Here is a 21,431-nt window from a genome sequence, read left to right as displayed (position 1 = left end):
TCGAAAGATCCAGAACAACCACCGTCGTCTATTGTCCTAGTAGCTTGTGCCTATAAAGGCGCCCACTGAGACTCGGTTATGTTTGGCCGAAGGCTTGTGTCATGATGATCCGACCGCAGGTTAGTCGTCCTCTTCCTATATGAATAGATCTTCCGCGTTGCTCCTTGCTTTTGTCTTCCTCAGCGGCTGCCAGGCCTTGGCACCCGTGTCGCCGGACGGTACGCCGCCGGTCGAAGACAGCGCCCCAGCCCCTGAAAAGCCCAAGGTTTACTCCTCGTTCAATGAAGAAACGATCTACAGCCTGCTGACCGCGGAACTCGCCGGCCAGCGCAATCGTTTCGATATTGCCCTGGATAACTATGTGACCCAGGCCATCAACACCCAGGACCCGGGCATTTCGGAGCGTGCGTTTCGCATCGCCGAATACCTGGGCGCTGACCAGGCCGCGCTGGATACTTCGCTGATCTGGGCGAAAAACGCTCCGCAAGACCTGGAAGCGCAACGTGCGGCGGCCGTGCAACTGGCACGCGCCGGGCGCTATGACGACTCCATGGTGTATATGGAGAAAGTCCTGCAGGGCAAGGGCGACACGCATTTCGACTTCCTCGCGCTGTCGGCTGCCGACACTGACCAGGACACGCGCAATGGCTTGATGAAGAGTTTTGACCGCCTGCTGCAAAAGCATCCGAAAAACAGCCAACTGATTTTCGGCAAAGCCTTGCTGCTGCAGCAGGATGATGAAGCCGATGCCGCCCTCAAGCTGCTGGAGCAGAACCCGCCGGAAGACGGCGAGATCGCCCCGATTCTGCTGCGCGCACGCTTGCTGCAGAACCTTAATCGCGGCAAGGAAGCGATTCCACTGCTGGAAAAAAGCATCAAGAAATACCCGGGCGACAAGCGCTTGCTGCTGACCTATGCGCGAATGCTGGTGGAGCAAGACCGCATGGAAGACGCCAAAGTGCAGTTCGCCAACCTGGTCCAGCAATACCCCGACGACGACGAGCTGCGTTACTCCCTGGCACTGGTCTGCCTGGAAGCCAAGGCCTGGGACGAGGCCAAGGGTTATCTGGAGGAGCTGATCGAGCGCGAAAGCCATGTGGATTCGGCGCACCTGAACCTCGGCCGCATCGCGGAAGAACGCAACGACCCGCAGGCTGCGCTGCTTGAGTACGCCCAGGTCGGCCCCGGCAACGATTACCTGCCGGCCCAGCTGCGTCAGGCCGATATCCTGATGAGCAACGGCCGCACCGACGAAGCGGAAAAACGCCTGGCGGCGGCACGTGATGCCGAACCGGACTATGCGATTCAGCTGTACCTGATCCAGGCCGAAACACTGTCGGCCAACAAGCAGGGCGAACGCGCCTGGAAATTGCTGCAACAAGCCTTGCTGCAATACCCCGACGATTTGAACCTGCTGTACACCCGCGCCATGCAGGCGGAAAAACGCAATGACCTGGCGCAGATGGAAAAAGACCTGCGCCTGATCATCAAGCGCGACCCGGACAATGCCATGGCGCTCAATGCCCTGGGCTACACCCTGTCGGACCGCACCACGCGTTACGCCGAAGCCAAGGTGCTGATCGAACAAGCCCACAAGCTCAACCCGGAAGACCCGGCCGTGCTCGACAGCCTGGGTTGGGTGAATTACCGCCTGGGCAATCTGGACGAAGCCGAACGCCTGCTGCGCCAGGCACTCGAACGTTTCCCTGACCAAGAGGTGGCAGCCCACCTGGGTGAAGTGCTGTGGGCCAATGGCAAACAGCGCGAAGCGCGACAAATCTGGGAAAAATTCCTCAAGGAACAACCCGAAAGCCCCATCCTGCGCGGCACCATCAAGCGCCTGACCGGATCCGAGACCCTTTAAGCTTATGTTTTTGCGCCACGTTATTGTTTTCAGTTTCATCGCCCTGCTCGCCGGTTGCGCGGGCATCGGCAGTCGTGAATCCGTTGAAGGCCAGGGCAACCCGGCGCAATGGAAACAGCACAAAGAGCAGCTCAGCAGCATCGACGGCTGGCAGATCGACGGCAAGGTCGGGGTTCGCGCGCCGAAAGATTCCGGCAGCGGCACGTTGTTCTGGCTGCAGCGCCAGGACTATTACGATATCCGTTTGTCCGGGCCACTTGGCCGCGGTGCTGCGCGCCTGACCGGCCGGCCAGGGCAAGTGAGCCTGGAAGTGGCCAATCAAGGCCGCTATGAGGCAGCCACGCCGGAAGAACTGCTGGAACAACAGATTGGCTGGAAGCTCCCCGTTTCGCACCTTGTGTGGTGGGTACGCGGCCTGCCTGCGCCGGACAGCAAAAGCAGGCTGAGCCTCAACGGCGACAGCCGCCTGGCCACGCTTGAGCAGGATGGCTGGCAGGTTGAATACCTCAGCTACGTGCAACAGGGCGCCTACTGGCTGCCCGAGCGCATCAAACTGCATGGCACCGACCTTGACGTCACGCTGGTGATCAAGGAATGGCAACCGCGCAAGCTGGGGCAATAACGTGACCGCCACCACCTTGACACTGCCCTCCCCGGCCAAACTCAATTTGATGCTGCACATTCTGGGTCGCCGTGAAGACGGCTACCACGAGTTGCAGACGCTGTTTCAGTTTCTCGATTACGGCGATGAACTCACCTTCGCCGTGCGCGACGATGGCGTGATCCAGCTGCACACCGAATTCGAAGGCGTGCCCCACGACAGCAATCTGATCGTCAGGGCCGCGAAAAAACTTCAGGCGCAATCCGGTTGCTCACTCGGCATCGACATCTGGATCGATAAAATTTTGCCCATGGGCGGCGGCATCGGTGGCGGCAGCTCAAATGCCGCGACCACGCTGCTCGGTTTGAATCACTTGTGGCAACTGGGCTGGGACCACGATCGCCTGGCCACGCTGGGCCTGACACTGGGCGCCGACGTGCCGGTTTTCGTGCGTGGGCACGCGGCTTTTGCCGAAGGCGTCGGGGAGAAACTCACCCCGGAATACCCCGAAGAGCCTTGGTATGTCGTGCTTGTTCCGCAAGTATCTGTAAGTACAGCAGAAATTTTTTCAGATCCACTGTTGACACGTAACTCTCCTCCCATTAAAGTGCGCCCCGTTCCCAAGGGAAACAGTCGAAATGACTGCTTACCGGTTGTAGCAAGGCGTTATCCAGAGGTACGTAACGCTTTGAATTTGTTAGGTAAATTTACCGAAGCAAAATTAACCGGAACTGGAAGTTGTGTGTTTGGGGGCTTCCCAAGCAAAGCTGAAGCTGATAAAGTCTCGGCCCTTCTTACAGAGACCCTTACAGGGTTTGTAGCAAAGGGAAGCAACGTTTCGATGTTGCATCGCAAGCTGCAAAGTCTGCTCTAAAAGGAACCGAGTACTGGGTACTCGTTGCAACAGATACAGGGGCGTCGCCAAGCGGTAAGGCAGCAGGTTTTGATCCTGCCATGCGTTGGTTCGAATCCAGCCGCCCCTGCCATTTTCTAATACTCATCCAGGTTACCCTCAGCCTCTAGGTACTGCGCGTGTCCAAGATGATGGTCTTTACGGGGAACGCCAACCCCGATCTGGCTCGACGTGTCGTACGTCAGCTGCATATCCCTCTCGGTGACATCTCTGTCGGTAAATTCTCCGACGGCGAAATTACAGCCGAGATCAATGAAAACGTCCGCGGTAAAGATGTTTTCATTATTCAGCCGACCTGCGCTCCGACCAACGATAACCTGATGGAACTCGTCGTGATGGCTGATGCCTTCCGCCGCTCCTCAGCGACTCGAATCACAGCTGTAATCCCTTACTTTGGTTATGCCCGTCAGGATCGCCGTCCGCGTTCCGCACGTGTGGCTATCAGCGCGAAAGTCGTTGCTGACATGCTGACCGTGGTAGGCATCGACCGTGTTCTCACGGTTGACCTGCACGCTGACCAAATCCAGGGGTTCTTCGATATTCCGGTAGATAACATCTACGGCTCCCCAGTATTGGTGGATGACATTGAAGACCAGCGCTTTGAAAACCTGATGATCGTGTCCCCGGACATTGGTGGCGTCGTGCGTGCACGGGCTGTTGCCAAATCCCTGGGCGTGGACCTCGGGATCATCGACAAACGCCGTGAGAAAGCCAATCACTCTGAAGTGATGCATATCATCGGTGATGTCGAAGGGCGTACCTGTATTCTGGTTGATGACATGGTCGACACCGCCGGCACCCTGTGCCACGCGGCGAAAGCCTTGAAAGAGCACGGTGCAGCAAAAGTCTTCGCCTACTGCACACACCCTGTGCTGTCGGGCCGAGCGATCGAGAACATCGAGAACTCCATGCTGGACGAACTGGTGGTGACTAACACCATCCCGTTGTCCGCAGCAGCTCAAGCCTGTTCGCGTATCCGTCAACTGGATATCGCACCGGTAGTTGCCGAAGCGGTTCGCCGCATCAGCAACGAAGAATCGATCAGCGCGATGTTCCGATAAGGGTCAAACCTTACGAAACATCCCACTGACGAAAAGCGCCCCGCCCCAGCATTCTGTTGGGGCGGGGCTTTTTTGCCCATATCGCCTTTAGCGCTGGTCGCAAACGCTGGGGCGAATGTGGTTATTTTGGAGATACAACATGAACGATTTTACTCTGAATGCTGAAGCGCGTTCCGACCTGGGGAAAGGTGCGAGCCGCCGCCTGCGTCGTCTCGCAAGCCTGGTTCCAGCTGTAGTTTACGGTGGCGACAAAGCCCCTGAATCCATCAGCATGCTGGCCAAAGAAATCGCCAAACTGCTCGAAAACGATGCGGCCTACAGCCACATCATCGAGCTGAATGTTGGTGGCAAGAAGCAGAACGTCATCATCAAGGCCCTGCAACGTCACCCAGCCAAAGGCCACGTGCTGCACGCTGACTTCGTACGCGTAGTAGCCGGTCAGAAACTGACCGCTATCGTGCCTGTGCACTTTGTTGGTGAAGAAGCTCCGGTCAAGAAAGGCGGCGAAGTTTCGCACGTTGTTGCCGAGATCGAAGTGACCTGCCTGCCGAAAGACCTGCCTGAGTTCATCGAAGTCGACCTGTCGGCTCTGGAAATCGGCGACATCGTTCACCTGTCCGACCTCAAAGCCCCTAAAGGCGTTGAGTTTGTTGCACTGGCTCACGGTGATGACAAAGCTGTTGCAAACGTTCACGCTCCACGCGTTGCACCAGAAGCTGAAGAAGGCGCTGCAGAGTAATTCACTCTGTAATGTCGGAGCTTGAGGAAACATCGCGGACCGGAACGTAGCGAGAAAGCGGGCGATAACGCGGCGTTTACTCTTGAGTAAATGATCTTTTGTTGACCGCTTTCGCCGCACACAGGTTGCGGCGATGTTATCCACAACTCCAAAGGAAGGGCCCCTGTCGTGACTGCCATTAAACTGATCGTTGGCCTGGGAAATCCAGGCGCCGAATACGAACAGACCCGGCATAACGCGGGGGCCCTTTTTGTTGAGCGTATCGCCCACGCACAAGGTGTGAACCTTGTGGCCGATCGCAAATATTTTGGCCTGACCGGGCGCTTCTCGCACCAGGGTCAGGATGTTCGTCTGCTGATTCCTACCACCTACATGAACCGCAGCGGCCAGGCTGTCGCGGCGCTTGCGGGCTTCTTCCGGATCAAACCCGAAGAAATCCTGGTGGCCCATGACGAACTGGACCTGCCACCCGGCGTTGCCAAACTCAAGTTAGGCGGCGGGCATGGCGGCCACAATGGCCTGCGCGACATCATTGCGCAGTTGGGTAATCAGAATAATTTTTACCGTCTGCGGCTCGGCATTGGCCACCCAGGCGTTGCCAGTATGGTTTCAAATTTCGTCCTGGGTCGTGCGCCACGCGCCGAACAGGAAAAACTCGATGCCAGCATCGACTTTGCCCTCGGCGTGCTGCCGGATATCTTCGCCGGTGAATGGAACCGCGCGATGAAAAACCTGCACAGCCAGAAGGCCTGACTCTTACCGAGGGGAAACACCATGGGATTCAATTGCGGCATCGTCGGCCTGCCCAACGTCGGCAAATCCACCCTGTTCAACGCCCTGACCAAGTCCGGTATTGCGGCGGAGAACTTCCCCTTCTGCACCATCGAACCCAACAGCGGTATCGTGCCGATGCCAGACCCGCGCCTGGACGCGTTGGCAGCGATCGTCAATCCCAAGCGTATCCTGCCGACCACCATGGAGTTCGTCGACATCGCGGGCCTGGTAGCCGGCGCGTCGAAAGGTGAGGGCCTGGGCAACAAGTTTTTGGCCAATATCCGTGAAACCGATGCCATCGCCCACGTGGTCCGCTGCTTTGAAGACGAGAACGTGATTCACGTCTCCAACAGCGTTGACCCGAAACGCGACATCGAGATCATCGACCTGGAGCTGATCTTCGCCGACCTCGACAGCTGCGAAAAGCAACTGCAGAAAGTCGCGCGTAACGCCAAGGGCGGTGACAAGGACGCAGTGGTTCAGAAAGGCCTGCTGGAACAACTGATCGCACACTTCACCGAAGGCAAGCCGGCACGCAGCCTGATGAAGAACATGGGCGTCGACGAGAAAGCCGTGATCAAAGGCTTCCACCTGCTGACCACCAAGCCTGTGATGTACATCGCCAACGTTGCCGAAGACGGCTTCGAGAACAACCCACTGCTCGACGTGGTCAAGGCCATCGCCGATGAAGAAGGCGCCATCGTGGTGCCGGTGTGCAACAAGATCGAAGCGGAAATCGCCGAGCTCGATGACGGCGAGGAAAAAGACATGTTCCTCGAGGCCCTGGGCCTGGAAGAGCCTGGCCTGAACCGCGTGATCCGCGCTGGCTACGAAATGCTCAACCTGCAGACCTACTTCACCGCCGGTGTTGAAGAAGTCCGCGCCTGGACCGTCAAGGTCGGTGCCACTGCACCGCAGGCCGCCGGCGTGATCCACACCGACTTCGAAAAAGGCTTTATTCGCGCCGAAGTCATCGCCTACAACGACTTCATCCAGTACAAGGGTGAAGCCGGTACCAAGGAAGCCGGTAAATGGCGCCTGGAAGGCAAAGAGTACATCGTCAAGGATGGCGACGTGATGCACTTCCGTTTCAACGTCTAAGCGCCATCGCGGTTTTGCCGCCCACAAAAAAGCCGATGCACTGCATCGGCTTTTTTGTGGGCGGTTGTTTGTATTTCGACAATAGCTATCCTCTTATCTATTTGAAACCTTAAGACGTTTCCTATTTGTCGTAACAAAAACAGCCCAACAACCTCGAGTGACGTTAAGCGACAAGTTAATGACTTTTCCTACGCAAGCCTGGCTTACTCTTACCTGCATACTCGATGATAAATCTTATACTTTACGCTCTGCCCAAACACCGTCTAAATCACAGCCTTTTAATCGTAAACAATCACGCTAGTGGAGCACCCACCCGATGTCGGCCGCCGATCAAAAAGAAAGCGAAACCGATACGCCATTCATTGAAGGCTCGGATATTGAGAACACGATCAATAGCACCGCGACACTGAATGTTGACATCTTGTTGCTGGGGGAAACCGGCACTGGCAAAGATACCCTGGCACAACGAATACATCGCCTGTCCGGCCGTCGAGGTAACTTTGTTGCGGTCAATTGCGCCGCCATTCCGGAGAGCCTCGCCGAAAGCCAATTATTCGGTGTCAACAGTGGTGCTTATACCGGGGCTGTACAATCACGCGCAGGGTTTATCGAGGCGGCTCACCTGGGTACGTTGTATTTGGATGAAATCGACAGCATGCCGCTTTCGCTGCAGGCCAAGCTATTGCGTATGCTCGAATCACGAGGGGTTGAACGGCTGGGCTCAACACGCTTCATCCCCGTCGACATGCGCGTCATCGCGTCCGCTCAACAATCACTGCATGACATGGTCGAGCAAGGCAGCTTCAGGCGAGACCTGTATTTTCGCCTGAACGTTATTAACATCAAGCTGCAGCCGCTGCGTGACCGACGTGAGCGTATCGTACCGTTGTTTCTGGAGATGATTAAACAAGAGGCGGAGCACTTCAACTGCATAGCCCCTCACCCCCCAACCGAACTGCTCCAGCAGTTGTTGTGTCATACGTGGCCGGGCAATGTCCGCGAACTACGCTCCACGGCCAAGCGTTTTGTCCTTGGGCTGCCGCCTTTATCGGCATCGAATGCAGAACCGCTGGAACTGGGCCTGAAAGACCGTCTGCAGCGTATTGAGAAAACGCTCATTGAAGAGTCTTTACATCGTCACACTTACAGCGTGGATTGTGTGGCGTTGGAACTGGGGGTTGCCAAGCGCACGCTCTACTACCGAATGAAGCAACTGGGTGTTTCACTCAACGCGTGTTTGCACGCTCAGGAAGTGCAATAAACGCTGAAACAAGTAGAAATAGGCCGATGGAACTGTTTCCAGAGGCATCGCCACTCAGTGTACGAGCATCGATTATCAAATAACGATGTAGCACGATTAATCGAATGCCTCATGACGAATACTCAACTATCCGATAGACAACCCAAAGGTGAAATCATGACATCTCCAGTCGGCAGCATTACCAGCAAACAGCTTTTTGATCAAATGAAAACGCTCACTGAGGAAAAAAACAAAGAAACGCTCGAGATGGCAAAGCTGGATAAAGATGCTTCGATTGCCAGCAAGTGGAGCCAGGTAATTAACAAAGTACAATAAGCAACACAGGCTTTCTCTAGTGTATTAAATAGAGAAAGCCTGTCTATTTTCCTGAGGGAGGTTTATATGCGCACAACGCTTGAAAAAGAGCGGGAAACCTATTCAGGTGCCCCTGTGTTTCCCGTCGAAAAAAGCAGTGATAGCGCCCACGACGCGCATTTCTTCAGTGCAGCACTGGAGCAGAACAATCCCTATCCGTCGGCCCCCCCCGCCCCAGGAAACAGTCGGTCGCTGGTGAGCCAATCAGAGCGGTTGAAATCCAACAACGAAAAAATCCCCAAGCTCCTGCGTGAATATACCAAGACCCAAAACGAGCTGAAAATGGCGGACGCCACACAGACCATTATTGAATCAAAAGAAATCCTCAACATCGGCGTCAAGGTAATAAAACACTGCACTTCGTTTGTTGAGAAAACCACTAACCTGCAATAGGTGAACCATGCGCCGCTGCCGCTTTATTCTCTTGTGGCTGACCCTCTTATCGGTGCTGAGCGGATGCGGTGAAAGCGTCGAACTGCACCGCAAGTTATCCGAGCAGGAAGCCAATGAGGTAATCGCTGAATTGGCAGACAAGCACATTCGGGCACAAAAACAGCTGGAGAAAGACGGCGTGGTCGTTCGCGTGCGCACAGATGATATTGCTGCTGCGGTCCACACGCTTGCCGCCGCCGGGTTACCAAAGACTGCGCGCTCTACGCTGGGCGACGTATTTCGCAAGGAAGGTGTCATCTCGACACCGCTTGAGGAACGGGCGCGCTATATCTATGCCTTGTCTCAGGAGCTGGAAGCGACCTTGTCCAATATCGATGGGGTTCTCGTCGCCAGGGTACACGTGGTACTGCCCGAGCGGGTCGCACCGGGAGAGCCGGTACAGCCGGCCTCGGCATCGGTCTTCATCAAGCATGATCCACGGCTGGAACCCGACAGCTTGCTGCCGCGCATTCGGCGGATGGTCGCCAGTAGCATACCGGGCATGACAACAGCCGTTGCAAACCCGCAAAAACTGACCGTGATCTTCGTACCGGCTACCGCCTACAAGGAAAAGCAGCAACTCGCCTACTTCGGGCCGTTTCTGATTAAGCCCGGGGACCTCGCTTTTTGGCAGACCATGGTGACATTGTTCTTTATCGCCCTGTTAGTGGGGTGCGCTGCAGCGGGGTTCTGGGTGAAAAAGGCGCGCGGCGCCCAACAAGCCGAGCCGAACACGAATGACGCATGACAGCCTCAGTTGGGCCAAGTGGTGGGCCTGCCCATGGCTCGATTCGCCCCATGACTGGACGCCTTTCGTCCCTTCAGTGCCCTATTCGAGAACACTCTGCCAGAGCCAGCACGCGGCAATGGCAACGGCGTTGGGAATTGATCCATGCCTGCCTGTCGAACCGTCTCCAGCACTGTTGCAGTTGGTACTTGAACCTGAACAACGCAGAGACCTCATCCTCGCGCTGGTCGGCGGTGTTTACCAGATCAAGAACCGCACGCCATTGAGCCAAGACCTGCAACTCTGGTGCGTACGCCTTTCCAAGGCACTGCTGCCCAACAGCCTGCAAACCCACACTGAAGACCCCCTGCACTATCTACGCGCCTGGGTAGAACCCTCTGTGTGGCAGCGGCTGCGGTTGAGCTTTGACCGCCATCGGGTGCTCGCCCTAGAGAAGAACCCTCGACTGATCGATGCCCACGACAAGCTTGAAACTATTTGGAAGGCCGCAATATGGCGCACCGGCGCGTCAAACAACGAGCCGGTGTTTTCCTTCGCCGAGGAGGCCCAGGACGATGCTGTGCAAACGCACGATTGAGCTACGCAAGCCGCTTCCTTCACGGACCTGCTCGCTGATTCCGTTGGAAACGTTGGCGGACTGCGCCCGCGACACCGAATTGTTAAACAGTGCCCAGGTTCAGGCAGATGAGATCCTGCGCCAGACCTATGTGCAACGCGACCAATTGCTGCTGCAGGCTCAACATGAGTTCTGGCAACGCGCCAATCGCCAATTGCATCTGTGGCACACGCAGCAGCAAGCGGTCCTCGACAACATCGAACGCATCGCCACATCAGTCACCCACAGTGCCATTCGCAGCTTGCTCGAGGACACAACGCCCACTCAACGGGTGTCTGCCATGCTCAAGCAAATGCTCGCAGCCCAGGCCCCGGCGATCCGCGCAAAGTTGGTCTGCAACCCGCAGGATCAGGCGGATGTGGAACATTGGCTGGATCAACACACCGAAGCGCCCTGGCGCCTGCTGTGTGACGAGTCTGTTCAGCCACAGATGTTGATCCTGGAGGCAGAGGAAGGCAGCTTTCGTATCGACTGGGCCTCTTCGATCAATGCCCTGTTGGTGTCTCACACAGACTTTGTTTCAGAGGATTAACTTCTCAACCGCCTGCTGCATTTTTTATCCAGATATTTAAAAAATCGTGGAACGGATCCCAAAGGCAAACCACATAAAAAATACACGTTCAACGGAGATCAGCATATGAAACTCGACGCACGCGAGGGCGGGCAAATCTTCAGGGATTTAAGCAAAAACAACCGGCAGTTCGAACAACTCGGTCAGGGCATCCCTGATGAAATAACCTCGAAAGAGTTTTCATCACTGCTGGGTGAACACTTCAGGCTGAAACAAAACTTGATGCTACAGACGACTGCCGCCGGAGCGGTTCTCGGCCACCGAGCCGAGATGGGAAAAATCATTTTCAATGGGACCTGAGTGTTTCAGCGCGCGGCTCACTCAGTGGCTGGCGGGGGCAGAGCAAGAAATCACGCTGCTGGAGGGCGACGACGCCATAACCCTGCGTCGTTACCCGCAGTGTTTTTTGCTCAGCGCTCAACTTACCCATCAGCCAAAGCACGCACAAACAACAATGGAAACCTGGCTACAACTGGGTGGAGCAAGCCTGGCGTACTTTCAGGGAGCGCTTTCAGTCGAGCCCTCCACGGGGCAGCTCTGGCTACTTCAATGCGTCACGCAGGAAGACCATCAGGCCGTTCTGTTTAACCAACTCGAATCCCTTCTCAATCAGCGCGACACCTGGCGATCCACGGCCAAGCGGCTGGCCAGAACGCCCAAAAAATGTGGGCCAACTCCACTGCGTGCGCAGTTTTATTAACTAGAGAATCCTATATGAACACCCTCATTTACAAGCGTTTACGCTTGTCTATCAGCTCGCCCTGTGCGCGTTTCAAACACGCCGACTGGCGTATTCCAATAGTTCTGATGTGCCTGTTGATACCTCTGCAAAGCCCCCTTGCCGCCATTCCAGCGGAATGGAAAAACACGGCGTATGCCTACGAAACCCAGTACAAGCCTGTACGCGAAGTGCTCGAAGACTTCGCCCAGACCTTCGGCACCCAACTGCAAATCGAGGGCCTGCTGGAGGGCGTGGTCAATGGCAAAATACGCGCTAATACTCCCCAGTCCATGCTCGACAGGCTGGGGGTCGAACACCGCTTCCAGTGGTACCTGTACAACAACACCCTGTACATCAGCACGCTGGATCAGCAAGAGTCTGCGCGGCTGGAAGTTTCGTCGGAAACGATCGCTGACCTTAAAAAGGCCCTGACCGATATCGGCCTGCTCGACAGCCGATTTGGCTGGGGTGAATTGCCGGATGATGGCGTTGTACTCGTCTCCGGTCCTAAACGCTATATCGAGCAGATCAAACAGTTCAGCAGCCAACGCAGATCTCCGGATGAAAAACAGAGCGTGCTGACTTACCCGCTCAAGTACGCCAACGCGGCGGACCGGATCATCGATTATCGCGGAGAGAAGCTGACCATCGCGGGCGTGGCCAGCGTGCTGCGTGGGTTACTGGAGCCGCGCTCCACCTCCACAGTTGCCAACGCCACCCAATCTTCCGGCGCTTCTTCACCGTCGGCCCTGATTACGCCCAACGTCCCGCGGTTGAACAACCCTCTGCTGGAGCAGATGCTCGCCAACCCCACGAATGCAGGAGGGCTGTCGACGGGCGCCTCACTCGGCCCTCGCGCCCCACGCGCAACCAGCCGAATCCGGGTCGAAGCCGACGTGCGTAATAACGCGATTCTGATCTACGACCTGCCTGAGCGCCAAACGATGTACCGCGAGTTGATCACCCAACTCGACGTTGCACGCAAGCTGGTGGAGATAGACGCCATCATCCTCGACATCGAACGCACAAAGTTGCAAGAGTTCGGGGTTGAATGGGGCTTTCAAAACAGCCGCTGGCGCGGCGGCGTCAACGTGGCACCGGGCACGACTTCTCAGTTGTCGATTGGCAACCCCGGGCGCTTCTACGCTCACATACGTGCCCTGGAGTCCCAAGGGCTGGCAACCCTGGTCTCCAACCCTTCCGTGCTCACCCTGGAGAACCAGCCGGCGGTCATCGATTTCAACCGCACGCGATACCTGAAGGCCGGCAGAGACTACGCAACCATTTTACCCGTGACCGTCGGCACCAGCTTTCAGGTGGTACCACGGGTGATCACCAGCCGTGGTGGCCACCAGATCCATTTGGTGGTGGATATTGAAGACGGTAACTTCGACGAACTCAACCTACAGCCCGATGACCTCGATGTTCGCCGTGGCAAGGTGAGCACCCAGGCGGTAATGGCGGAAAAGCGCTCATTGGTGGTCGGTGGTTTCCATGTCACAGACAACAAGGACAAACAAAGCAAAGTACCGCTCCTGGGCGATATTCCTTTGCTGGGCAAGGCATTGTTCTCCTCGACTGAACGACAGAACAGTCGACGCGAGCGACTGTTCATCCTCACCCCACGGGTCATCGGCGACCAATCTGACCCTTCGCGTTACTTGCCCCAGGAGGACCAGGCCCAATTGCAGGCTGCCCTCAAGCCTCTGGCGCGCCGGCAAGCCGCCCATCTGCCGCCCATAAACCGAAGCGATATCACCAGCACCCTGGCGCACCTGGTCAGCGGCGAAGTCCCAGACGGTTTCAAGGCAGGGCCAATGCCCCTGCAACTGGACACGTTGTGCGCCACGCGCGATCTGTTGGCGCTCAACAGCGAGCGCAGCCAGTGGTATACCGGCGCGCAGTTCAATGTGGCGGTGGTGGTCGTGCGCAACCAGATCAAACGCAACGTGCGCATCGATGAAAAAGAATGCAGCAACTCACAAACGCTGGCGGTCAGTGTCTGGCCACGCGCCTGGCTTAAACCGGGTGAAGAAGCTGAAGTGTTTATCGCCATGCGGCCCGTTGTGAAAGATGAACACATCGGCGTACCCCGCCCTTCCCTTCTCACCGCCCCCTTGAAGACCACGCCATGAAGCACGGACTCTTGAGTATTATCCTGATCGGCGCAGCAATGATCGCCGCCGGCTGTACGCCAACCTGCAAGGGCGACTCCTGCACGCGCCCGCAATCGAGCAGTGACAAAATGGTGGTCTGGTGGCCACCAGAGATGCGCGTAGACTCCGGCCCCTCTGGGGAGCGGGCAGACTACCAGACCATTTCCCTGGAACGATGAGCCTCACGACACAGCCTGACGATGCATTGCATCGTCAGGTTTTTTTGGCCGACGTGCGCAGAGGCGTTGCCGCCCACCTGCAACTCCTCCCAGGTATCCACCTGTGTACGCTGCAAGCCGGCACCCGCCCGGGGTTGGCCTTACACATCGCGCGCGAAGCATTGCAAGCCGGGCAGGTGCAGCGGGCACTGGAGCGACGTTTTGAACAAGCAGTGAGGTACGACGGTTGCTTTGTCTATCTCGACGCCCAAGGGACCCTGGTCATCTGGCGCTCGCTGCCTACGCACCACAACGCGCTTGATAGTGCCGTCAGCCGCTTGCTTTCACTGGCCAACCTTGATGCATTGGATGCCCGCGCCACGCGTTGATCAGCGTTGTTCCAGCTCAGGCAACTCCAGGGTTTCGCGCTTGGCTTCATCATCCAACTCACGCAAGGTGCGGTAGATCAGCGCGACAGCCTGCAGGGTTTCACGAGGGATACTGGCGCCGAGCTTATTGGTGTAGAGCGTGCGGGCCAGCCATACACACTGAATGACCGGCACGTCAGCCGCTTTAGCCCTTTTGATCAGTGCACGCGCGTCGGCATCCGTGCCTTTGTCCACCAGCAACGGCAGCGGTGTCTTGCCGGGGCGGTAATACAACGCGACGGCAAAGTGCGTCGGATTGACGACCAACATGTCGGACTCTTCCAGCTTGGGCAACTTGACCTTTGGCTCCTCCTGAGCCAATTGCTGCGCCAGCGACCGTCGCTGGCCCTTCACATGGGGGTCGCCTTCCATGTCCTTGTATTCCTTGACCACCTCGACCTGGGTCATGCGCATGCGCTTGGCAAAGAAGTGTTTCTGCAGCGTCAGGTCGAGAAGTGCCAACACCAGCAACAGGCCCAGGCACACATGCAACAGGTAACGAAACAGATCAATCAGCGCCAGGATATAACTGGACAGGTCGCTGTTGGCCAAGTTGATCAAGGCCCCAAGGGAAGGACCGATCACCGCGTACAACACCACGCCTAACAACACCGCCTTGGCGACCCCCATCAGCAGGTTCATCAGCGACTGGGCGGAGAACATCTGTTTGAGCTGACTAAGGGGGTTGAGGCGCTTGAAATCCAACTTCAGGATTTCCGGCGCGAACAGCAAGCCGAACTGCATCCAGCTACTGAGCAGCTTGACGGCGATTGCCACTGAAGCCATCAGCAACGCAAAGGAAAAAAACACCACCATGGCGTCGAGCAGCACCTCTTCCAAGGCTGACACAAAGGGTCGGCTGATGCGGGATATCGGCAGCAGCATCATTTCCTGAAACCGCTGCAGGCTGCGGTCAGCGGTCCATAGCGCGATCTCGCTGATGGCTGTCAGCACCAGAAGCTTGCCGACATCCTGGCTTTGGGCAACCTGGCCTTTCTTGCGTTGATCACGCAGTTTCTTGGCACTGGCCGGGTGTTTTTTCTCACCGGAATCACTCATGGCATCGCCACCTTGAACATCAGCCCCAGGGCGTGCTTGAGCTCGCCCAGCAGGCTTAAGCGGCCGACGATCAGGTCCTGCAACAGTTCAAAATACAACAGCAAAATACCAATACCCGCCAGGCACTTGACCGGTGGGGCCAGCGTACTCACCTGCAACTGCGGGCTATAAAGTCCTAACAGGGCAACGCCAAACTCCAACAACAGCAGCACCGCGATAAAAGGTGCAGCGTAGAGCATCATGTGGGTGAACGTGTCGCCGAGCAGGTTGAGAAACATGCCAAACCCATTGGCGTGCGGAAGTGGAAACCAAACGGTAGGCGGCCAGACCGAGTAGCTGTCCCAGATCACCTGCGTCAGTGCTCCAAGCCCCAGGGTGGCCATCAACAAAAAAATCGCCAGCTCCTTGAACAGATGCCCGATGGGTGTGGCATCCGGCCCAAGCGAAGGGTTGAGCTGGCCACCCGCCAAGGCTCCCCGCTGGTTATCCAGCAGCGCCCCCACCGCCTCGAACATCCAGAACGGCATCGACAGTAATACGCCCAGCAAGGTCCCCAGGGCCGCCTCCTTGAGCACCAACGCGCTGAGCATCAGCGTAGAGAGTTCCTGGTCGGCGAAGGTGGCATATATACCCGGTGCAGGCAGCAGTGCCAGTACTGCCACAATGGCGTGGCGCGGCATCCCGCGGATATGTTGAAAACAAAACGCCGCGACCAGAAAGGCACAAGGGTAGATTCGCGCCATGCCAATCAACAGGCTGGGCAGGTAGTCAAGATACTGCAGCACAGGCAAGACCTCAGTTCAGCGCAGAGCGAGAGATCATGTCGAATGTCAGATTGATCAGCTGAATCAACTCCACACCGATCCAACGCCCCGTCATGACCAGCGTGACACCCACTGCCACCAGCTTTATGCCAAACGGCAAGGTCTGGTCCTGTACCTGCATCAGCGCCTGTACAAGGGAGGTCAATACGCCGACCACCACCGCCACAATCAACGGCGGTGCCGACAACACCACGACCAGCAGCATGCCCTGCTTGAACAGCACGATCGGTTCCATACGCCACTCAGAGATAAGAAAAGAAGAGGCTGTCGAGCAGCCGTGACCACCCGGAAACCATCACGAACAACAACAGTTTGAGCGGCAAGGAAATGGTCATCGGCGAGACCATTTGCATGCCCAATGCCAGTAGCAAATTGGAGACAATCAGGTCGATCACAATGAACGGAATGTAGATAAGGAAGCCGATCTCGAACCCCGCCTGCAATTGCGACAGCACAAAGGCAGGCACCAACAGAATCAAGTCTTCTCGCTGGACTTCCTGCGCCATGGCTGCCGGCCACAGGCGCCCGGTGTTTTCCAGCAAGTGCGTCAACACATCCGGGTCAATATTGCGCAGCATGAATGCACGCAAGGGTTTGATTGCCTCACCGCCGGTGTGCAGAGCCATCTGCACACTGCTCAAATCCAGCGGCGAAACCTTGACGCTCTCGGCGATCTCGTAACCCACAGGCGCCATGATAAACAGCGTCGCCGCCAGCGCGATGCCATTGATAGCCATGCTGGGAGGCACTTGCTGCACGCCGATAGCGTTGCGGGTGATCATCAGCACAATGACAATCTTCAAGAACGCCGTACACACGATCAGCAGCATGGGCATCAGCGACAATGCCCCCAGGAACAGCGCAAGTACGAAGGGATCTATGCCCTGAATACTCATCGAGAAAAAACCACTCGCGTCACTTGCAGGCCCAAGCGCCCATCCACTTCCACCAACTGCCCCTGGCCGATCGGCCGATCACCGTAGTACAGGCCGGCCATTCCCGGCGCATAACCGGTAATACCCAATACTGAACCCTCAACCAGGTTGCGCAGTTCGCCCAGGGTCAGGTTCAGCACACCGCAACGCACGCTCAGCGACATGCTCAGCTCATCGAACGGTTCATGCCCGAACACTTCCATCACTGGTTCGTCTTCCGGCTCAGCGTAATAGGCTGCTGAAAAGTCCTCGTCCACACTCGTGTCCTCTATAGAAGTCAGGGTCAGGCACAGCGGCCCGGTGTCGTCGTCAATGCAGCCATGAAGGCGCTGCCTGCCAACCTGCACGTAGCCATTGCCCTGGGGTTGAAAAAAAGCCTGCTCAAGCACCAACACATCGCCAGCCCGCAGGTTGCGCACTTGTGCCAGCGGTAACTGCGCGCGCCCAAGGGGCACGGTAATGGCCAGCTTGAACGACGCCGGCATCGGCGCGGCGATAGAGCGCCAAGGTGCGGCATCGCACAACGCTAGAAAGCTCTGGTGAGCCAGCCACACATAACCTACGACCCGAGAGGCCCCCAACGTCACGCTCAACCTGCAGCCGAAACCTGCGGGACGCGCAGTCACCAGCAATCGCATATAGCCAAACAGCGCTTTGACTTGGGGACTGAGGTGCTGCTCAAACAGCGGCCAGAACCAAGAATGTGGATCGTTGCCTGCCTTGGCCAATGGCACAGGGCATTCGCCCAGCAGGCTCAACAGCGGCCCCGCTTCAGCGAGCGCCAATACACCGAGGGCGGTTTCGAAGCACAACGCCTCGCCGCCAACAGGGGCACGCCCGGGTTCAATGAGCAGTTCACCCTCTTGCCCGGCAACCTTAAACGGCAAGCGCAGCCCACGCCCCAGCCTTCGGCGCGCAGCGACCGTGCTGTGCTTGACCACAGGCAATGTCAAAAAGGGCACCTTCATCATGAACGGGTACCTGGCAGGTAGAACTTGACGGGCTGCCCCAAGGCTTGCGTGCATCGTTCCTGGCATTGCTGCCGCACGCCACGCAGCCAACGGTTGGTTGCCTCTTCCTCTGCGTCCAGCTCAATGGCCCAGGTGTTCTGCTCACGGTGTACAAGTGCGTTAACCCGCCCCAGGCGCGGCATGCACAGCACAAACTGCAGCGGCCACTGCCCACCGGCCTGTATAGGCGCCACCAATTGTTCGACCAACATATCGGCCCTGGCTGCCTCGACTGAGACCTTGATGTCCATGCGCGAATGTCCGAAACGTTTCTCTGCAGTACCGCCTGCAAGCAGATAAGCAAACAGTCGCCCTTGCTCCACGGGAACGTAGGCCGCCACGGAGGGTTCGCGCTCCTCCCGGAGTTCGCGCATGCGTCGCTGCTCAGGAGCGGCATTTGAAACCTGTTTCATATTGATTCCTGAGCGAGCAATTTGGACAGTTCCTGAAGTTTTTCCACCTGGCGCAAACACTCCGTGGCGTACTTCTGGGCACTGCCAACCTCTATTTCCTTTTCCGTGTGCTGCGCTCGCAGTGCTTGCACCTGGCCTTCGTCCCGCAGGGTGCTTGCCGACAATGAGCGTTCTTGTAACCCCCAGGACTTCAGCGCTTTGAGCGTCAGCACCTGGCCCTGATGCTGGCTGAGCAACTGCGCACTTTGCCGAGCCTCCTCCTGGCGGGTTTGCTCAAGGGTTTGCTGGGCATCCTGGATATGTGCCTGCAGGGTTTGCCGTGCTCGCTTGGCCTCACGCAATGCACGCTCAGCGCGGTCGGCCCGATGACGGCGCAGGTGCCGCAGGGTCTCGATTTCAGCCATCGACACGTCAGAATGGGACATAGGCCGTCAGCTCCTTGAGTTGCTCCAGTGTTTCCGCCATTGGCGAGGGTTCACGCAAGTCCTGGCGCAGAAAACTGTCCACTGCGCTGCGACTGTCTACCGCCAAGTCGGTCAATACATCGCTACCCGGCTGGTACTCGCCCAGCTTGAGCATCAGCTCGATCTGCTGGTACGCCGACAACAGCCGACGTAACGCCGTGCCAGCCTGGATATCCCCAGGCTCGGCGACGTTGCTCAAGATCCTCGAAAGGCTGGCCAATACGTCCACCGCCGGATAGTGCCCACGCTCGGCCAGCTTGCGAGACAGCACGATATGGCCGTCGAGCAGCGAGCGAACTTCATCGGCCACCGGGTCGCTCATGGAGTCCTGCTCGATCAGCACTGTGTAGATCGCCGTGATCACGCCTTCGCGCGTCAACCCGGCACGCTCGACCAACCGCGGCAGCAGGCTGTATACCGAAGGTGGCAGGCCACCACGGCCCAGAGGCTCGCCGGCGGCGAGGCCAATTTCTCGCTGGGCCCTGGCGAACCGTGTGAGGGAATCGATCAAAAGCAGCACGCGCTTGCCCTTGCTTCGGAAGCCTTCGGCCAAGGCTGTCGCCGTGAAGGCTGCGCGTGCCCGCTCCATGCTCGAACGATCAGAGGTGGCACACACCAACACCGCTTTGGCGCGCAGTTGATCATCGAGTTCATGATCAAGAAACTCGCGCAGCTCTCGGCCTCGCTCGCCGATCAGGCCGAACACAATCACGTCACACTCAACGTTGCGGGCTATCTCCGCCAGCAATGTGGTCTTGCCGCAGCCGGCCCCAGCAAACAGGCCGACACGCTGCCCCTCCCCCAGCGTCAACAGCCCATCGATCGAACGCACGCCGGTGGCCAGCGCGCGGTTGATTCGCGGCCTATCGGTGGGCAAAGGCGCTTCGCACAACACAGCGCTGGTATCCGGTGAGTCGACCAGTGCAAAAGCGCTGGCGCCTTCGCCGGTAATTGGCCGCCCAAATCCATCCAGTACCTGGCCCAGCAGCTTCTCGCTGACCTGTACCTGATGGGATATGCCCAGGCGCTCTACGCTGGCCCCCACACGCACACCTTCCAGGTTACCCAGCGCACTGAGCACGGCATCCTGCTGGTCGAAACCAATAATTTCGGCGAGCATGTAATCGCCTTGTTTTTCCACCTGGCACAAGTCACCTATACGTGCCTGAGGCAGCCGACATTGCAGTAACATGCCGTTCACACGTTGCACACGCCCGCGCATTGTCACCGGAGCAAAACCTGCCAACGTCTGGGTCTGGTGCCGCTGCCAAGTGTCGAGACGCGCCTGCAAATCCTTAATCACCAGCGCACCTCATAACGCTGCGCGCCTTCGAAAACCACCTTGCTGTTGTCAATCATCACCAGGCGCAAGTCGTCCACTTGGTCCCCCACAAACAGTCGGGTTCCGTCCTCCAGCACAACGTGACCGTTCGCCCCTCCGATAATCTGAACGATCTTGAACGGCAACTCATTGTTACGCGCACGCACCCGGCTGATCACCGGTACAACGCTGTCGAACTGCTCACCAAAGCGGTCGAGCATGCGCGTCACCAACGCCAGATCCTCCTCGGAAACATCGCCGTTGAGTGCAACCTGGCCATTGATGACCTGCAAACTGACCCGCTGGCTCAAATCACGCTCACTGAGCATATTCAGCAACTGTTGGCGCACCTCGAATGGCGAGGCCAGCTCGACTCTGTGGGGCACTGCCGGCATCAACGAGGCCTGGGGATCACGCTCACCCGTGGAGGCAATACCCACCACCATGAGGATGACGGCAACCACCAGCACCACACTGATCAGGCGCTTTTGCTGCGAGTGTCCCAACGACGACAACGTCAACGGCGGGGACGTTTTCCTGGCCGTCACCTTGGCCGAAACCTTGGCCGGTGTGGCCGGGGCGGGTGCTTCGGGCCAGGGCTGATCCGCCACGGCGACATACAACCGTATGGCGCCCACGCCAAACTGTTCGCCCAGCGCCAGATTCGTGATCTGTGCCACTACCTGCTCTTTCGCATCCTGCAACAGCCCTGCCTGGGCCTGCACCGACCAACTGGATCCGACCAGCCGCAACAACGCATGCTGCTCGGCGATCCCCGGATCGCTGAGCACCAAGTCAGCCTCTGCATGAGCACCGATGCTCCACTGTTCACCAAACAGCGGCAGCGCAGCCCCTTGGTGCAGGCCATCGAGAACACGCAGCTCAAACATCATTGAGCGCTCTCCTG

At 57.6% G+C, this 21,431-nt stretch carries 27 protein-coding genes and 1 tRNA gene; 19 read left to right on the top strand and 9 right to left on the bottom strand.

Features of this window, described 5'->3' with window-relative positions; genetic code table 11:
- Positions 1–139: 139 nt before the first annotated feature.
- The 19 genes from HX790_RS11005 (at position 140) to HX790_RS10915 (ending at position 14,459) form a co-directional block, all read left to right on the top strand.
- On the top strand, positions 140–1,864 hold the full coding sequence (locus tag HX790_RS11005) for a tetratricopeptide repeat protein (protein WP_017137639.1): 1,725 nt from the start codon (positions 140–142) through the stop codon (positions 1,862–1,864).
- A gap of 4 nt (positions 1,865–1,868) precedes the next feature.
- Positions 1,869–2,486, top strand: a complete 618-nt coding sequence (gene lolB / locus HX790_RS11000; RefSeq protein ID WP_017137640.1) for a lipoprotein insertase outer membrane protein LolB — start codon at positions 1,869–1,871, stop codon at positions 2,484–2,486.
- A 49-nt stretch (positions 2,487–2,535) separates the two neighbouring features.
- Positions 2,536–3,339: a 4-(cytidine 5'-diphospho)-2-C-methyl-D-erythritol kinase gene (gene ispE / locus HX790_RS10995; RefSeq protein WP_178110933.1), complete on the top strand. Its 804-nt coding sequence runs from the start codon at positions 2,536–2,538 to the stop codon at positions 3,337–3,339.
- A 37-nt stretch (positions 3,340–3,376) separates the two neighbouring features.
- Positions 3,377–3,451, top strand: a tRNA-Gln gene (locus tag HX790_RS10990).
- 46 nt (positions 3,452–3,497) lie between these two features.
- A complete protein-coding gene (locus HX790_RS10985) occupies positions 3,498–4,439 on the top strand; it encodes a ribose-phosphate pyrophosphokinase (protein WP_003208392.1) in 942 nt (313 codons plus the stop codon).
- Positions 4,440–4,578: 139 nt separating this feature from the next.
- Positions 4,579–5,178, top strand: coding sequence for a 50S ribosomal protein L25/general stress protein Ctc (locus HX790_RS10980; protein ID WP_017137642.1), 600 nt, complete (start codon positions 4,579–4,581; stop codon positions 5,176–5,178).
- Positions 5,179–5,346: 168 nt separating this feature from the next.
- Positions 5,347–5,931, top strand: coding sequence for an aminoacyl-tRNA hydrolase (gene pth, locus HX790_RS10975; protein WP_010213318.1), 585 nt, complete (start codon positions 5,347–5,349; stop codon positions 5,929–5,931).
- Positions 5,932–5,952: 21 nt separating this feature from the next.
- Positions 5,953–7,053: a redox-regulated ATPase YchF gene (gene ychF, locus HX790_RS10970; RefSeq protein WP_017137643.1), complete on the top strand. Its 1,101-nt coding sequence runs from the start codon at positions 5,953–5,955 to the stop codon at positions 7,051–7,053.
- 316 nt (positions 7,054–7,369) lie between these two features.
- Positions 7,370–8,314, top strand: coding sequence for a sigma 54-interacting transcriptional regulator (locus HX790_RS10965; protein WP_176991531.1), 945 nt, complete (start codon positions 7,370–7,372; stop codon positions 8,312–8,314).
- A gap of 111 nt (positions 8,315–8,425) precedes the next feature.
- Positions 8,426–8,629, top strand: a complete 204-nt coding sequence (locus tag HX790_RS10960; protein ID WP_138454138.1) for a hypothetical protein — start codon at positions 8,426–8,428, stop codon at positions 8,627–8,629.
- Between the two features lie 66 nt (positions 8,630–8,695).
- A complete protein-coding gene (locus tag HX790_RS10955; protein ID WP_138454137.1) occupies positions 8,696–9,061 on the top strand; it encodes a hypothetical protein in 366 nt (121 codons plus the stop codon).
- 7 nt (positions 9,062–9,068) lie between these two features.
- Positions 9,069–9,848 carry a type III secretion system inner membrane ring lipoprotein SctJ gene (sctJ, locus tag HX790_RS10950; RefSeq protein WP_017137647.1) on the top strand — a complete coding sequence of 260 codons (780 nt, stop codon included), beginning with the start codon at positions 9,069–9,071 and terminating at the stop codon, positions 9,846–9,848.
- Positions 9,838–10,425: a type III secretion protein gene (locus tag HX790_RS10945; protein WP_176991530.1), complete on the top strand. Its 588-nt coding sequence runs from the start codon at positions 9,838–9,840 to the stop codon at positions 10,423–10,425. The genes sctJ and HX790_RS10945 overlap by 11 nt, the downstream gene beginning before the upstream one ends.
- Positions 10,403–10,996, top strand: a complete 594-nt coding sequence (gene sctL / locus HX790_RS10940; RefSeq protein WP_017137650.1) for a type III secretion system stator protein SctL — start codon at positions 10,403–10,405, stop codon at positions 10,994–10,996. The genes HX790_RS10945 and sctL overlap by 23 nt, the downstream gene beginning before the upstream one ends.
- Positions 10,997–11,101: 105 nt before the next feature.
- The gene (locus HX790_RS10935; protein WP_099549219.1) at positions 11,102–11,335 is read left to right on the top strand and encodes a hypothetical protein; all 234 of its coding nucleotides are present in this window, start codon (positions 11,102–11,104) and stop codon (positions 11,333–11,335) included.
- Positions 11,325–11,735 (top strand): type III secretion protein, encoded by a 411-nt coding sequence (locus HX790_RS10930; RefSeq protein ID WP_169986804.1) that lies wholly within the window; start codon positions 11,325–11,327, stop codon positions 11,733–11,735. The genes HX790_RS10935 and HX790_RS10930 overlap by 11 nt, the downstream gene beginning before the upstream one ends.
- Before the next feature lie 14 nt (positions 11,736–11,749).
- Positions 11,750–13,891, top strand: a complete 2,142-nt coding sequence (gene sctC / locus HX790_RS10925) for a type III secretion system outer membrane ring subunit SctC (protein WP_017137652.1) — start codon at positions 11,750–11,752, stop codon at positions 13,889–13,891.
- Positions 13,888–14,091: an HrpT family type III secretion system protein gene (gene hrpT / locus HX790_RS10920; RefSeq protein WP_017137653.1), complete on the top strand. Its 204-nt coding sequence runs from the start codon at positions 13,888–13,890 to the stop codon at positions 14,089–14,091. Before sctC ends, hrpT begins: the two co-directional genes overlap by 4 nt.
- Positions 14,088–14,459 carry a hypothetical protein gene (locus tag HX790_RS10915; protein WP_017137654.1) on the top strand — a complete coding sequence of 124 codons (372 nt, stop codon included), beginning with the start codon at positions 14,088–14,090 and terminating at the stop codon, positions 14,457–14,459. The genes hrpT and HX790_RS10915 overlap by 4 nt, the downstream gene beginning before the upstream one ends.
- Here the strand turns inward: HX790_RS10915 and sctU are convergent, their stop codons facing one another.
- Genes sctU through HX790_RS10870 form a run of 9 tightly spaced genes read right to left on the bottom strand, consistent with a single transcriptional unit; the run spans position 14,460 to position 21,414 of the window.
- Positions 14,460–15,557, bottom strand: a complete 1,098-nt coding sequence (gene sctU / locus HX790_RS10910; RefSeq protein ID WP_099549216.1) for a type III secretion system export apparatus subunit SctU — start codon at positions 15,555–15,557, stop codon at positions 14,460–14,462.
- Positions 15,554–16,342 carry a type III secretion system export apparatus subunit SctT gene (gene sctT / locus HX790_RS10905; RefSeq protein WP_099549215.1) on the bottom strand — a complete coding sequence of 263 codons (789 nt, stop codon included), beginning with the start codon at positions 16,340–16,342 and terminating at the stop codon, positions 15,554–15,556. The genes sctU and sctT overlap by 4 nt, the downstream gene beginning before the upstream one ends.
- 10 nt (positions 16,343–16,352) lie before the next feature.
- On the bottom strand, positions 16,353–16,616 hold the full coding sequence (sctS, locus tag HX790_RS10900) for a type III secretion system export apparatus subunit SctS (protein WP_099549214.1): 264 nt from the start codon (positions 16,614–16,616) through the stop codon (positions 16,353–16,355).
- A gap of 7 nt (positions 16,617–16,623) precedes the next feature.
- Positions 16,624–17,277, bottom strand: coding sequence for a type III secretion system export apparatus subunit SctR (gene sctR, locus HX790_RS10895; protein WP_017137657.1), 654 nt, complete (start codon positions 17,275–17,277; stop codon positions 16,624–16,626).
- Entirely contained in the window at positions 17,274–18,284 is a 1,011-nt protein-coding gene (locus HX790_RS10890; protein WP_026013746.1) for a FliM/FliN family flagellar motor switch protein, read from the bottom strand. The genes sctR and HX790_RS10890 overlap by 4 nt, the downstream gene beginning before the upstream one ends.
- Positions 18,284–18,739, bottom strand: a complete 456-nt coding sequence (locus HX790_RS10885; RefSeq protein WP_099549213.1) for a type III secretion system HrpP C-terminal domain-containing protein — start codon at positions 18,737–18,739, stop codon at positions 18,284–18,286. The genes HX790_RS10890 and HX790_RS10885 overlap by 1 nt, the downstream gene beginning before the upstream one ends.
- Positions 18,736–19,164, bottom strand: a complete 429-nt coding sequence (locus HX790_RS10880; RefSeq protein ID WP_176991529.1) for a YscO family type III secretion system apparatus protein — start codon at positions 19,162–19,164, stop codon at positions 18,736–18,738. Before HX790_RS10880 ends, HX790_RS10885 begins: the two co-directional genes overlap by 4 nt.
- On the bottom strand, positions 19,151–20,506 hold the full coding sequence (locus HX790_RS10875) for a FliI/YscN family ATPase (RefSeq protein WP_017137661.1): 1,356 nt from the start codon (positions 20,504–20,506) through the stop codon (positions 19,151–19,153). Before HX790_RS10875 ends, HX790_RS10880 begins: the two co-directional genes overlap by 14 nt.
- Positions 20,503–21,414, bottom strand: coding sequence for an FHA domain-containing protein (locus HX790_RS10870; protein ID WP_026013747.1), 912 nt, complete (start codon positions 21,412–21,414; stop codon positions 20,503–20,505). The genes HX790_RS10875 and HX790_RS10870 overlap by 4 nt, the downstream gene beginning before the upstream one ends.
- Positions 21,415–21,431 lie beyond the last annotated feature (17 nt).

Source organism: Pseudomonas sp. IPO3747 (genome assembly GCF_013385245.1).
Lineage (GTDB): Bacteria > Pseudomonadota > Gammaproteobacteria > Pseudomonadales > Pseudomonadaceae > Aquipseudomonas > Aquipseudomonas edaphica.
Note: the sequence above shows the minus strand (reverse complement) of the source record. Positions and strands in the feature narration are given on the sequence as shown.